Below are 13,218 nucleotides of genomic sequence, written 5' to 3'. Positions count from 1 at the left end.
AATTCATTTTCTACTTAACAGTTCCGGATTTACGGGGATTTACGGTGACAGTGCATTCTATCCGACGCGAGAACAAATTAGTGCGCTGTTCAAATTTAACATGATCACATCGCCGACAATAAATAGATGGCGTTTCCGTGGGCGCTACGGTGACACGTGCAACAATGCACTTATTTCAAGCCCTATTGGTGATTGTTGCAACTGTCACCGGAAGGCAGATTAGGGACTGTTGCAACTGTCGCCGTAATTCTAATCCCTCAAATACGCCCCATATAATTACTTGTAGTTTTATCATAGCAAAATACAGATTCTGGTCCATGCAGGATGACATTCCGTTTTCGAGGTAGAACCACGATGCACGCCTTCTTCTGCCCTTCGAAATAGAATCCCATTATATCATCGGGTCCTTGGAAACCTAACCGAAGCTGTTCCGGTTGCGAGAGGCGTGTTACAGCGTCATCAAAAAAAGGATAACCCGCCGTCACAAATATTGAGTCAACCTTGCTACCGTTACAGCCAGTTAACAAGGCAACGGTCGCCAAGACAACAATGTACTTTAAAACGGTCATTGTGCTACTCCGCAATATTTCTGGCCCGCTTCGGTCATTGCTACCACATTCCAATCACCTGGAACTGGGCTCATGTCAGAAAACGGGCCCCGCTCGGACCTGGACCGGTTGGGCATTGTTGCAACTGTCGCCGTAATTCCACTTTATTCAAAGCCAAAGCGCTGGAATTATGGCGACAGTGCACTAATTTGAACGATAGTGAAGTTGAGTAATTCGCAATCCCCAACCCCTCACTTCTTATACAACCCCTCCATCCGCTCCAAATACCGCTCCCGGATCACATGCCGCCGGATCTTCATGCTCGGGGTCAGTTCCTCGTTTTCAATCGCAAAGGGCTCGTCGGCGAATGCGAAGCGGCGGACTTTTTCGATCACGGACAGGTCCTGGTTGACCCGGTCGATCGCTTCGCGGACTGCGGACTTGAACGCGGGATTGTCCTGTAGTTCGATGAAGTCATAGGGCACGTCCTGTTCGCGCGACCATTCCAGGGCCCATTCCGGGTCGGGGACGATCAGGCCGACCATATAGGGCTTGCGGTCGCCGGTGATCATCGCCTGCAGGATTTCCGGTTGCAGGGTCAGCATGCCCTCGACCTTTTGCGGTGCGACATTGTCGCCCTTGTCGTTGACGATCAGGTCCTTCTTGCGGTCGGTGATTGCCAGCCGGCCGGCTTCGTCGATATGGCCGATATCGCCGGTGTGGAGCCAGCCGTCCTTGAGCACCTTGTCGGTCTCTTCCTGGTTGCGCCAATAGCCGTGCATGACCAACTCGCCGCGGACCAGGATTTCGCCGTCGTCGGCGATCCGCACTTCGGTGTCGATCATCGGCGGGCCGACGGTGTCCATTTTCAGGCCGGTGCTCGGGCGGTTGCAGGCGATGATCGGGCCGGATTCGGTCTGGCCATAGCCCTGCAACAGCGTCAGGCCGAGTGACTGGAAGAAGGTGCCGATTTCGGGGTTGAGCGGCGCACCGCCGGAGACCATCGCCTTGATCCGGCCGCCGAAGCGTTGCTGCACTTTGGGGCGCAGGGTCTTGTCGAGCACCAGGTCCATCAGCTTGTCACGCCTGCGGCCCTTGCCCTCGGCTTCGCGGCCGCCGATGGCGAGTGCCTTGCCGAGCAGATAATTGGGCATCTTGCCCTGTTTCTGGACGGTCTTGATCAGACGGGCGCGGAGCACTTCGAACAGGCGCGGGACGACGACCATGATCGTCGGGCGGACTTCCTCGATGTTGGAGGCGAGCTTTTCCAGCCCTTCGGAATAATAGATCTGGGCGCCGAGGCCGATCGGGAAGAACTGGCCGGCGCTGTGCTCGTAGGCGTGGCTGAGCGGCAGGAAGGAGAGGAAGACTTCGTCATCCCAGCCGAAGTCGGTCTCGATCACTTCTGCCGGGCCCTTGGTATTGTGCAGGATCGCGCCGTGGTGCTGCATGACGCCGCGCGGCTTGCCGCCGGTGCCGCTGGTGTAGATGATGCAGGCGGTCTCCTCGCGGCTGATGCTGGCGACCTGTTCGGTGACTTCGGCGACATCCGCATCGGTGCCATCGACCAGATCACCCCAGCGGTAGAGGTCAAAGTCGCCGGATTGGCCGATGCGCAGATCGGCGATGCCGATGATGATATTGGCGTCAGAGGAGTTGATCACCGACGGCAGCAGGTTTTTCGCCAGCTTGCTGTCGGAGACGATGACGGCATGGGCGCCGCTATTGTCGAGAATATGCTGGTGATCTGAGGCGGTGTTGGTGGTGTAGGTCGGCACGGTGATGCAGCCGGCGGCCATGATGCCGAGATCGGCGATGCACCATTCGGGGCGGTTCTCGGAGACCAGCATCACCCGGTCGCCCTTTTTCAGGCCGATCCGCTGCAGCGATTTGGCCAGCGCCGCGACTTGCCGCGCGGCGTCGGCCCAGCTGGTCGCCTGCCAGGCGCCGTCGATCTTGGCGTGCAGAAACGGTTTGTCGCCGCCCTGACGGGCGCGATCGAAAAACATCGATACCAGATTTTGATAATGGTCGATTTCCAGGTAACGGTTTTTTGCCTTTTTCCGGGCCACGCGATGCTTCCTCTCTCAATACTCCGGATGTCTCCGGGCTTGGATCATTGGCAGGGGGACTAGCGCGGTTCGAACGAGCGGGCAAATATTTTGGTGCAAAGGAGCCAGTCGTGCCGATTGCCAGCGGCGGCCGTACTGTCGATGGACATCGCCGTTCGACCTGGTCTATAGCTTTGCCCCATGAAAATGTCCCGTCTCGTCGCTGCCGTCGCAGCGCTGCTCACCGCTTCCTGTACCCAGACCAGCATGCCCGAACCGGCTTCTGCTTCGGCGCCGGAAGCTGCTGTCACCCAGAAGGTGGAGCCGTTCGTGATCGCTGCCAATCCGCTGGCCGCCAAGGCCGGGCAGGAGGTGCTGGCGCGCGGTGGCAGCGCGATCGACGCGGCTATAGCGGTGCAGGCGATGCTGTCGCTGGTCGAGCCGCAGAGTTCCGGCATGGGCGGAGGCGCTTTCCTGACCTATTATGACGGCAGTACCGGCAAACTGACGGTCTATGACGGGCGGGAAACCGCACCGGCGCAGGCTAGCCCGACGATGTTTCTTGACGCCGACGGCCAGCCATTGGGCTATCGCGAGGCCGTGACCAGCGGACGCGCAACCGGTGTACCGGGGGCAGTGGCGATGCTGGCAATGGTACACGAAGATCATGGTGTGCTCGACTGGAGCAGCCTGTTCGGAGCGGCCGAGCGAACCGCTGAGGAAGGATTTGTGATCACGCCGCGGCTGGGCCGTTTTCTGCAGCGGGGCTTCCCGCAGCTGGAGACTCCGGACGCCTCGGCCTATTTCAGCGATGCCAACGGCAAACGGCTGACCACCGGCGACCGGATCAAGAATCCGGAATATGCCGACTTTCTGAGACGGCTTGCGGCCAATGGTCCGGCAGCGCTCTATAGCGGTTCCACCGCCGCCAAGATCGTCGCCAGGACCCGGGCAGCGCCGCTCGAAGGCCGGATGACGCTGGCCGATATCGCAAATTACAAGCCGATCAAGCGCGAGGCGCTGTGCAATCCCTATCGCGTCTATCTGGTCTGCGTGCCGCCGCCGCCGTCGAGCGGCGTTGGCCTGCTGCAGCTGCTGTCGATGCTCGAGAAAACCGATATCGCCGATCGCGGCCCGGATGACCCGCAGGCCTGGTTCCTGTTCGCTGAAGCCAGTCGGCTGATGTACGCTGACCGCGATCAATATGTCGGCGATCCCGCGTTCGCTTCGGTACCGGTCCGGGGTTTGCTGGATCCGGTCTATGTCAAATCGCGGGCGGCGCTGATCGGCGAGACTGCCTCGGCGCCTCCGCAGGCCGGTGTTCCGCCGGGAGCGGTGCCAGCGGCGAAGGATAATACCAAGGAGCCCGCGGGTACCTCGCATTTCATTGTCCGCGACGGGCAGGGCAATGTCGTGTCGATCACCACCACGGTGGAATCGATCTTCGGCAGCGGCCGGATGGTTGACGGTTTCTTTCTCAACAACCAGCTGACCGATTTCTCGTTCAGCCCGGTTGATGCCGCCGGCAACCCGGCAGCCAATGCGGTTGCGCCCGGCAAGCGGCCCCGGTCATCGATGACCCCGGCGATCCTGCTTGACCGTGACGGCAAGTTTGCCGGGGCGATCGGCTCAGCGGGCGGCAACTCGATTCTAGCTTATGTTGGCAAGTCGCTGGTCGGCGCGATCGACTGGGACCTGTCGATGCAGGAAGCGCTGGCGCTGCCCAATCTGGTTGCGCGGGGCGCGGCCATTGGCGGCGAAGTGGACGAGTTCGCTCCAGGGGTTGTGGCCGGTCTCGCCGCTCGCGGTATGGATCTCAAACCGGGGCAGGGCGAAGATAGCGGCGTCCATGCGGTGATAATCCGCGATGGCAAGGTCGATGGCGGGTATGATCCGCGGCGTGAGGGCGTCGTGCTGATTGGTACGGGCGACTAACGAAACGCTACGCGGTGCCGACGGCTTCGCTGACCGAGGCAAAGCCGTCGCGCTTGAGCAACTTGGCCAACTGGCAACTTATCGAAGCAGCAATCGTCGGCCCTTCGTAGATCATCGCAGTATAGAGCTGGACCAGCGAGGCCCCGGCGCGAATCCGTTCATAGGCATCTTCGGCGGTGGCGATCCCGCCAACCCCGATCAGCGGAATCTTCCCGCCGCTGGCCTGACGGAAATCCTTGAGCCTTTGCAGCGCCAGATCCTTCAGCGGCGCACCCGACAGCCCGCCGGTCTCGGACTGGTTTTTGGAGCGCAGCGCGGGGCGGCTGATCGTGGTGTTGGAAATGATCAGCGCGGCGATCTCCTGCGCCGTGGCAACTTCGACAATATCGTCGATATCCGCTGGTTCGAGATCGGGAGCGACCTTCAGGAAGACCGGGGTTTTCGACTGGCCCATCGCCGCTTTCACGGCAGCGAGCAGTTCCGCCAGTGCGCCCTTGTCCTGCAGCGCACGCAGGCCCGGCGTGTTGGGCGAACTGATATTGACGGTCAGATAGTCGGCCAGCGGCGCCATATTTTTGGCGCCGATCACATAGTCCGCGATCCGGTCGCTGCTGTCCTTGTTGGCACCGATATTGATGCCGAGCACGCCCTTGCCCATCCGGCCGCGCATTCGCTTCAGGCGAGGAATAGCTTCTTCCTGACCGCGGTTGTTGAAGCCCAGCCGGTTGATCACTGCCTTGTCCTCGACCAGCCGGAAGATACGGGGCTTTGGATTGCCTGCCTGCGGCAGCGGGGTCAGCGTACCGACCTCGGCAAAGCCGAAGCCCATGCGGATCAGCGCATCGGGAACCTCGCCATTCTTGTCAAAACCGGGGGCCATGCCGACCGGATTCACGAAGTCGAGTCCGGCGAGGGTGCTGGCCAGGACCGGATCGGATTTCGGGGCAGGGCCCATAGGAAGAGTCTTCAGGCCAGCGATGGTCAGACCATGGGCGCGTTCCGCCTCGAGCTGGAAGATGAAGGGTTTGGCGAGATTGTAGAGCATGGGTGGGCTATGGCATTTGACGGGATATTGGGCAATGCAAAACGCCTGTTTCCCCGCGTAGGCGGGGATCCATCTCCCGGCCTGTGTTCTTGACGCGACGGCAGGAGATGGACCCCTGCCTGCGCAGGGGAACAAGCTCTAGAAAACAGCTAAAATTCTGCTACACGATCAGCAAACACACAAAGGATTGATGATGATCGCCACGCCACAATTTGACTTCCAGCTCGGTGAAATGGCCGACCAGATCCGCGATACGACCCGGCGCTTTGCCGAAGAGAAGATCATGCCGCTGGCCGAGAAGATGGACCGCGAGGACTGGTTTCCGCGGGAGCTGTGGACGCAGATGGGCGATCTCGGCCTGCATGGCATTACCGTCGAAGAAGCCGACGGCGGGCTTGGCCTGGGCTATCTGGAACATGCGATTGCGGTCGAGGAAGTCAGTCGCGGTAGTGCTGCGCTGGGCCTCAGCTATGGTGCGCACAGCAATTTGTGCGTCAACCAGATCCGGCGCTGGGGCAATGCCGAGCAGAAAGCCAAATATCTGCCGAAACTGATTTCCGGCGAACATGTCGGATCGCTGGCAATGTCGGAAGCGGGAGCCGGCTCAGACGTGGTTTCGATGAAGCTCAAGGCGGAAGCGGTGCAGGGCGGCTATGTGCTCAACGGCACCAAATTCTGGATCACCAATTCAACCGATGCCGACACGCTGGTGGTGTACGCGAAAACCCGGCCCGAGGCCGGCTCGGGCGGGATCACCGCCTTCCTGATCGAAAAGGGCATGAAGGGCTTCTCCATCGGCCAGAAGATCGAGAAGGTCGGCATGAAGGGCAGCCCGACCGCCGAACTGGTGTTCGATGATTGCGAAGTGCCGGAAGAAAATGTCATGGGCCCTCTGAACGGCGGCGTCGGCGTGCTGATGTCCGGCCTCGATTATGAGCGCGCAGTGCTCGCGGCGATTCCGCTCGGCCTGATGCAGGCCTGCCTCGACACGGTCATTCCCTATGTCCGCGAGCGCAAGCAGTTCGGCAAGCCGATCGGCACGTTCCAGCTGATGCAGGGGAAGATCGCCGACATGTATGTCCGCCTGAACAGCGCGCGCAGCTATGTCTATAATGTCAACAAGGCCTGCGATGCCGGCCAGACGACGCGTTTCGACGCGGCGGGCGCGGTGATGCTGGCCAGCGAGAACAGCGTGCGGGTCGCCGAGGAATCGATCCAGGCGCTGGGCGGCGCGGGTTACACCACCGACTGGCCGGTCGAGCGTTACTGGCGGGACAGCAAGCTGCTCGATATCGGCGCGGGCACCAACGAGATCCGACGGATGCTGATCGGGCGGGAACTGATCGGCGGGGGTTAAACCCGCAGCGTCTCCCAGGGCCCGGTAATCGCATAGGTGAAGCCCGGTTCCTGCACATTGACGAACAGCGTGGTGCCGTCGGGCGAGAAGCAGGCACCGCAGAATTCGGCTTCGTCCTTGTGGGCATTTCTGGCGAAGTCGTAGATCTTGCCGTCGGGGGTCAGGCCGCGCAGATAGTTGCTGCCGCTGCCGTCTTCGCAGAGGATCAGGTCGCCCCAGGGTGCCAGCGCGAGATTGTCGCACAAGTCGAGCGTATCGGCGCTTCCGGATTCATAGAGTAGGGTCAGCTTGCCGACGTCTGCTCCCGAATTGTCCGGCGCATAGCTCCAGACCTGCCCGGTTCGCTGGGCACCGCCCTGGGTGCAGGTGAAAAATATCTCGCCGCTGGCGCTGCCGGGACGCAGGCCGTAATCCATGCCTTCGCCGCGACAGAAATAGGCCGCGCCGGCCGCATGACCGCGCGCCGCGAGATCGGCTTCGGGAGATTCGACATCGTCGAGATCGATCCATTCGATGTCAAACTGCTGGCCCTGCTTGATGCGTCCGGCACCCCCGCCGCCCCAGTCTTCCGGCCAGTTGTTGGTCAGCGCCGATTTCCAGCCCTTGATGGCCAGCGCCTGTAGCTGGCCGCCCCTGGCAAGATCGCCCTTCACAGTGGGAATGAAGCGATAGATCAGGCCGCTGCGGTCATCCTCGGTCATATAGACAATGCCGCTTTCGGGATCGACGGCGGCAGCCTCGTGGGCAAAGCGGCCCATCGCCTTGAGCGGCACGGCGTCGATCAGGCCTTTGGCGCTGGAAGGGTTCTCGAAAACGAAGCCGTGATATTTGTCCGACTCTTTGCCCGCAGTGAGCACTTCCTCTTCGCAGCTCAGCCAGCTGCCCCACGGGGTTCTGCCGCCCGCGCAATTGGCAGCGGTGCCGGTGAGCACGAGAAAGTCCCGCTCCATCCGCTTGTTTTTCAGGTCATAGACGACTTTTGTGACGCCGCCGAAAAAGGGCGCACCGTCGGCTTTCCGGTCATAGAGCTGGCTGTCCGATACGCGGTCCAACAGCTCGGCACCCTTGCCAAAGGGACTGCCGATGGGGGTGCTGTTCCAGTTTTCGTGGTTTCGCATCAGGATGCATTTGTCGGCGCTGTCGGGATGCGCAAAGCAGGCCATGCCGTCTGGCCGACCGGGCCGGAAAAAACCGTCGGACATGGTGCCGCCGGTCGCGCTGACCAAAGTGTAGGAAAAGCCTTCCGGCAGATCGAGGCGTTTCGCCGGGTCGGGGATCAGCGTGAACGAGCGATTGGCGCTGCGGGCACTGGCGCATCCGGCGAGAGAGAAAGACGCGTAGAACAGGCCGACGGCCTGAGCGGAGCGCATAAAATCTCTTCGGGATAATGTCATGGTTCAATATTCCTGTTGTCGGTCTATGGTGGGGTTCCATTGATGTCCGCGCCTAGCGCCAAAAGAAAACAGAATTATGACGTACACTCTGATCACTGCCAATCGCAACTATTCCAGCTGGTCGCTGCGCCCCTGGGTGCTGATGAAGGCGCTCGATATTCCGTTTGCCGACGAGATTATCCATTTCGAGGAAGAAAATTACGAGCGGTTCCGGGAATTCGCGCCGAACGGGCAGGTGCCGTGCCTGAAGGATGGTGAGCAGACGGTCTGGGATTCGTTGGCGATTGCGGAATATCTGGCGGAACGGCATCCCGGCTGCTGGCCGGAAGAGGACGCGGCGCGGGCATGGGCGCGCTGTGCGGCGGCGGAAATGCACGGCGGTTTTGCGCCGCTGCGCAATATCTGTCCGATGAATGTCGGGGTCCGGGCGCGGTTGCACGAGATTGCACAGCCCCTGCAGCGCAATATTGACCGGATCGGCGAGCTGTTTGCCCAAGGGCTGGATCGCTTTGGTGGGCCGTGGCTGGCCGGCGAGCGGTTCACGATCGTCGACGCCTTTTATGCGCCGGTTGCCTATCGGGTGCGGTCCTTTGATCTCGATATCGGTACCGTCGGGCAAGGGTGGGTCGAGCGTATCCTCGCTCATCCGGCGATGCTGGAATGGGAGCGGCAGGCGCTGGCAGAGCCGCAGCGCGAGGCGGGTCATGAAGCAGAGATTGCTGCGGTGGCGACGGTTACCGCGGATTATCGGGTGGGCTAGTGCTCCGGCGCAGGCCGGAGTCCAGACGATTGCCCGGGATCATTCTGGGCCCTGCCCTTCGGCAGGGAACAGGTGCGGTCGGCCTGAGTTTTGTGCTCCGCACTTGATGCGGAGCTTTGGCGGCCGGAGGTGGCGTTGCGAGGGCAGGGCTCCGCATCGGGTGCGGAGCACAGTCTGCAAGGGCGGAGTTCAGGTTTCCCTCTCTGTATCCACATAGCACCGCCCGCTAAACTTGACTGCATCCGGCCCTTACGGCAAAGGCGCATCATTTCAGATGTTGCGGCGCAGCATTTTTTGACCAATGGAGGCTGCCCATGGCAATACACAGCGATTTCAGGCGCGACTGGCTGTCGAACCCCAAAACCGAATTTCTCGCCGGCCTGGTGGTGGCGCTGGCGCTGATTCCGGAGGCGATCGGCTTTTCGATCATCGCTGGTGTCGATCCGCGGGTCGGGCTTTATGCCAGTTTCTCGATCGCCGTGATTATCTCGCTGGTTGGTGGCCGGCCGGGGATGATCAGCGCAGCGACCGCTGCGGTGGCGGTGCTGGTGGTGCCATTGGTGCGCGATTATGGTGTCGAATATCTGTTTGCCGCAACCATCTTGATGGGCGTGTTTCAGGGTATTGCCGCCTTGCTGCGGCTCGACCTGCTGATGCGCTTTGTCTCGCGCTCGGTGATTACCGGTTTCGTCAATGCGCTGGCGATTCTGATCTTCATGGCGCAGATTCCGCAGATGACCGGCGAAGCCTTCACCGTGCAGACCTATGTCATGATCGCCGCCGGTCTGGCGATCATCTACGGCCTGCCGCGGATCACCACGCTGGTGCCATCGCCGCTCGCCGCAATCGTGGTGCTGGCTGGGATCAGCATGTATTTCCGCGCCGATGTGTTCACTGTCGGTGACATGGGCGCACTGCCCGACAGCCTGCCGTGGCTGCATATTCCGCAGGTTCCTATCACCTGGGAAACCTTGCAGATCATCGCGCCTTATTCACTGGCGATGGCCGCCGTGGGCTTGCTGGAATCCTTGCTGACCGCGTCGATTGTCGATGACCTGACCGAGACGCGCAGCGACAAGCGGCGCGAAACCTATGGGCAGGGCATTGCTAATTTTGTCACCGGCTGGATCGGCGGCATGGGCGGATGCGCGATGATCGGGCAGTCGGTGATTAATATCAAGTCGGGCGGCCGGCGGCGGCTGTCGACCTTTGTCGCGGGCGTGATGCTGCTGGTGCTGATCGTCGGGCTGGGCCAGTGGGTCGCGCAGATCCCGATGCCGGCGCTGGTTGCGGTGATGATCTTTGTGTCGGTTTCGACCTTCCGCTGGCAGAGCTTTACCGAGATCACCCATCATCCTTGGCCGTCGAATGTGGTGATGATCGCCACTGTGGTGATGGTCGTGGCGACGCATGATCTGTCGATCGGGGTGCTCACCGGGGTGCTGCTGTCGGGCATATTCTTCGCCTGGAAGGTGCGGCAACTGGTGCGGATTCAGGATTTTGTCGAGATTACCACCCATCGCTATGTTTTCGCCGGCGAGGTGTTCTTCGGGTCCGTCGATATGCTCTATGAAGCGATCGAGTTTAACGAGGAGGGTATCGACAGCGTGATTATCGATGTCCATGACGCGCATTTCTGGGACATCAGCGCCACCGGGATTCTCGACAAGATCGTCGACCGATTGAAGAACGAGGGCAAGACGGTCGAGATCATCGGTCTGAATGCGGCCAGCGCGACGCTGGTCGAGAAATATAGCGAGAATGAAAAGCCGTTCGAGAGCCTGGGGGTTGTCGGGCATTAGACTTTGGCGGTGAGCCAGGGGGTGCCCCGGCGTAGGCCGGTGCCCATCTAGAGAAGGTGCGGCGAGCCCGATGGCGGGTGTGTTACCAGACTTGAGTTTAGCGCCCGAAAGCCTCCTGCCCTCTGACCGCAATAGCAGAGATGGGCCCCTGCCTGCGCCGGGGCACGGGTGGTTAGGCATTGCCGTGCTCAGGCGCAGGCCGGGGTCCTGACGATCGGGCGGGATCATTCTGGGCCCTGCCCTTCGGCAGGGAACGGCGGCTTTCGGTATCAGCGTTGTGCTCCGCACGCGATGCGGAGCCCTGCGGTCGGCGCGCCATCGTCTGCCGCCAGAGCTCCGCATCGCGTGCGGAGCACATTGTCCTGTTGACGCTGTGGTGCCTTTGCCGCACATTTGCTCCAAAGTTTACAGGAGACCATCATGATCAAGCTGCACCATCTCGACTATTCCCGTTCGTCCCGCATCATCTGGCTGTGCGAGGAGGGCGGGATTGACTATGAGATGGTGACCTATCACCGCGATCCGGTGACCAAGCGGTCGCCGCCGGAACTGGGTGAGATACACCGGCTGGCCAAGGCGCCGACGGTCGAGGTGGACGGCGTGACCATGGTCGAATCCAGCGCGATCATCGAATATCTGATTGAGCGGCACAGCGACGGCGCGCTCGGCGTGGCCCCCGATCATCCGGAGCGGGCGAAATATCTCGAATGGCTGCATTTTGCCGAGGGCACGATGGGAATGAGCTTCATCATCACCGGCATCGCGCCGATGCTGGGCGGGTTGCCGGAGGTCATGGGCGGGTTCCTGAACGCCGAGGTCGAAAAGCTGCTCGACCATCTGGAGATCGAGCTGGAGGGCAAGGATTTCTTGGTCGCGGGCAAGTTTACCGGCGCGGATATCAACTTGCACTATATGCTCGAAGGCCGCGCGGCGCTGGGCCAGCTGGACAGCCGTCCCAATTGCAAACGCTATTTCGAAACGCTGGTGGCGCGACCGGGCTATCAGAAGACGGTGGAGCTGGGCGGGCCGGTGCTGTTGCCGAAGCCTAGCTAAACGTCATTGCGAGCGAAGCGCGGCAATCCAGAGCGGTACAGACACTCTGGATTGCCGCGTCGCTGCGATCCTCGCAATGACGAATGTTAGGGATGCCTCGACCAAGCAAGCAAACAAATCCCCGCCATCCGCCGCATATGGGTAGGTGGGTGTTGCTGGCAAAGCCGGGTTAGGCTACACTTATCCAAGTCACTCTGGGGAAGCGTTAGTCATTGAATCGTTCAACTGATAGGAAGTCAACCGAACCGGTTTTCCGGGAAGAACAGCGTTTTTCCCCGCTGCTGATCGGTGCTATTCTGGTGGTGGTTGTGCCGGTCGGCATTCTCGCAGCCTATTCCGCCATATCGGGTGGTTCCACTCAGGACGCCGTCACCGGAATCCTCGTGGCGGTTCTGCCCATAATATTCATCCTGTCGCTGTATGTCTGGTTCAGGTTGCAAACCGCGGTCACTGCCGATCAGGTACGGGTCGGATTTCCCATTTTCCCCAGGAAGCAGATACATCTGTCAAATATCAGGACGTCAGAGGTAACCGGCTATCGCCCCCTGCGGGACTTTGGCGGCTGGGGGCTGCGTTTTGGTGCGAAGGGTACGATGTTCAACGCTCGCGGTGATCGGGCGGTAAGGCTGGTACTGGAGGATGGCGGGGTGATTTTCATCGGGTCGCAGCGCCCTGAGCAATTGTTACAAGCGATCTCGAAAGGACGGTCCGCCGATCAGAGGGGGTGAGCTTTTCGCTTGAGTTGGCTTAACCCACCGCATCCCGGACAACCGCGACCCCTGCTTCGCGCTGCCGCTTCAGTTCCGCTTTCAGCTTCGCCGGATCGCGTGCGAAGACAAAGCCAAAACTGACGCCGCCTTCCTTGCCGATGGTCGCGTGGTGCAGCTTGTGGGCCTGGACCAGCCGCTTGGCATAGCCGCCGCGCGGGACGTATTTAAAGTAACGCTGATGCACGAGGCCGTCGTGGACCAGGGTGTAGATGATGCCGTAGAACATGATGCCGAGCCCGACCCAGGTGCCGGGTTCCCAATAATGTTCGCCCATGATCAGTGGGCTGCCGATGGCGAACATCGAGATGCTCATCGCCGCGCCGACGATGCCGTAGAGGTCGTTTTTCTCGAGCTTGTTGTCATGCGGTTCATGATGGTCGCGGTGCCAGCCCCAGCCGAAGCCGTGCATGATATATTTGTGGCTCGCCCACGCGACAAACTCCATCGCGAGGACGGAAACAAGGACGGTTGCGATGATCGCGAAAAGGCTCATGCAGCGAAGA

The 13,218-nt window shown here is 60.8% G+C and carries 11 protein-coding genes; 6 read left to right on the top strand and 5 right to left on the bottom strand.

Features of this window, described 5'->3' with window-relative positions; genetic code table 11:
* Nucleotides 1-257: 257 nt before the first annotated feature.
* A complete protein-coding gene (locus tag ACN0WW_RS07305; RefSeq protein WP_417610926.1) occupies nt 258-569 on the bottom strand; it encodes a hypothetical protein in 312 nt (103 codons plus the stop codon).
* A 230-nt stretch (nt 570-799) separates the two neighbouring features.
* Nucleotides 800-2,557, bottom strand: a complete 1,758-nt coding sequence (locus ACN0WW_RS07300) for an AMP-dependent synthetase/ligase (protein ID WP_417611117.1) — start codon at nt 2,555-2,557, stop codon at nt 800-802.
* Between the two features lie 243 nt (nt 2,558-2,800).
* Here ACN0WW_RS07300 and ACN0WW_RS07295 point away from each other — a divergent pair, with 243 nt between their 5' ends.
* Nucleotides 2,801-4,534: a gamma-glutamyltransferase family protein gene (locus tag ACN0WW_RS07295; protein WP_417610924.1), complete on the top strand. Its 1,734-nt coding sequence runs from the start codon at nt 2,801-2,803 to the stop codon at nt 4,532-4,534.
* Nucleotides 4,535-4,541: 7 nt separating this feature from the next.
* Here the strand turns inward: ACN0WW_RS07295 and ACN0WW_RS07290 are convergent, their stop codons facing one another.
* Nucleotides 4,542-5,579, bottom strand: coding sequence for a quinone-dependent dihydroorotate dehydrogenase (locus ACN0WW_RS07290; protein ID WP_417610922.1), 1,038 nt, complete (start codon nt 5,577-5,579; stop codon nt 4,542-4,544).
* Nucleotides 5,580-5,772: 193 nt separating this feature from the next.
* On the opposite strand from ACN0WW_RS07290, the gene ACN0WW_RS07285 reads away from it, so the two are divergent.
* Entirely contained in the window at nt 5,773-6,936 is a 1,164-nt protein-coding gene (locus ACN0WW_RS07285; RefSeq protein WP_417611115.1) for an isovaleryl-CoA dehydrogenase, read from the top strand.
* Here ACN0WW_RS07285 and ACN0WW_RS07280 read toward each other — a convergent pair.
* Nucleotides 6,933-8,306, bottom strand: a complete 1,374-nt coding sequence (locus ACN0WW_RS07280) for an alkaline phosphatase PhoX (protein WP_417610920.1) — start codon at nt 8,304-8,306, stop codon at nt 6,933-6,935. The genes ACN0WW_RS07285 and ACN0WW_RS07280 overlap by 4 nt on opposite strands.
* Nucleotides 8,307-8,406: 100 nt before the next feature.
* Between ACN0WW_RS07280 and ACN0WW_RS07275 the strand changes: the two genes are divergently transcribed.
* From ACN0WW_RS07275 to ACN0WW_RS07260, 4 genes are all read left to right on the top strand, one after another.
* Entirely contained in the window at nt 8,407-9,090 is a 684-nt protein-coding gene (locus ACN0WW_RS07275; RefSeq protein ID WP_417610918.1) for a glutathione S-transferase family protein, read from the top strand.
* A gap of 314 nt (nt 9,091-9,404) precedes the next feature.
* On the top strand, nt 9,405-10,892 hold the full coding sequence (locus ACN0WW_RS07270; protein WP_417610916.1) for a SulP family inorganic anion transporter: 1,488 nt from the start codon (nt 9,405-9,407) through the stop codon (nt 10,890-10,892).
* A gap of 420 nt (nt 10,893-11,312) precedes the next feature.
* Nucleotides 11,313-11,945, top strand: a complete 633-nt coding sequence (locus tag ACN0WW_RS07265; RefSeq protein WP_417610914.1) for a glutathione S-transferase family protein — start codon at nt 11,313-11,315, stop codon at nt 11,943-11,945.
* A gap of 212 nt (nt 11,946-12,157) precedes the next feature.
* Complete coding sequence (locus ACN0WW_RS07260) at nt 12,158-12,673, top strand: hypothetical protein (RefSeq protein ID WP_417610912.1); 516 nt, start codon at nt 12,158-12,160, stop codon at nt 12,671-12,673.
* 19 nt (nt 12,674-12,692) lie between these two features.
* Here ACN0WW_RS07260 and ACN0WW_RS07255 read toward each other — a convergent pair whose 3' ends face one another.
* Nucleotides 12,693-13,208: a sterol desaturase family protein gene (locus ACN0WW_RS07255; RefSeq protein ID WP_417610910.1), complete on the bottom strand. Its 516-nt coding sequence runs from the start codon at nt 13,206-13,208 to the stop codon at nt 12,693-12,695.
* Nucleotides 13,209-13,218: the final 10 nt, after the last annotated feature.

This window comes from Parasphingorhabdus sp. (assembly GCF_048269865.1).
In the GTDB taxonomy this organism is placed as follows: Bacteria; Pseudomonadota; Alphaproteobacteria; order Sphingomonadales; family Sphingomonadaceae; genus Parasphingorhabdus.
Note: the sequence above shows the minus strand (reverse complement) of the source record. Positions and strands in the feature narration are given on the sequence as shown.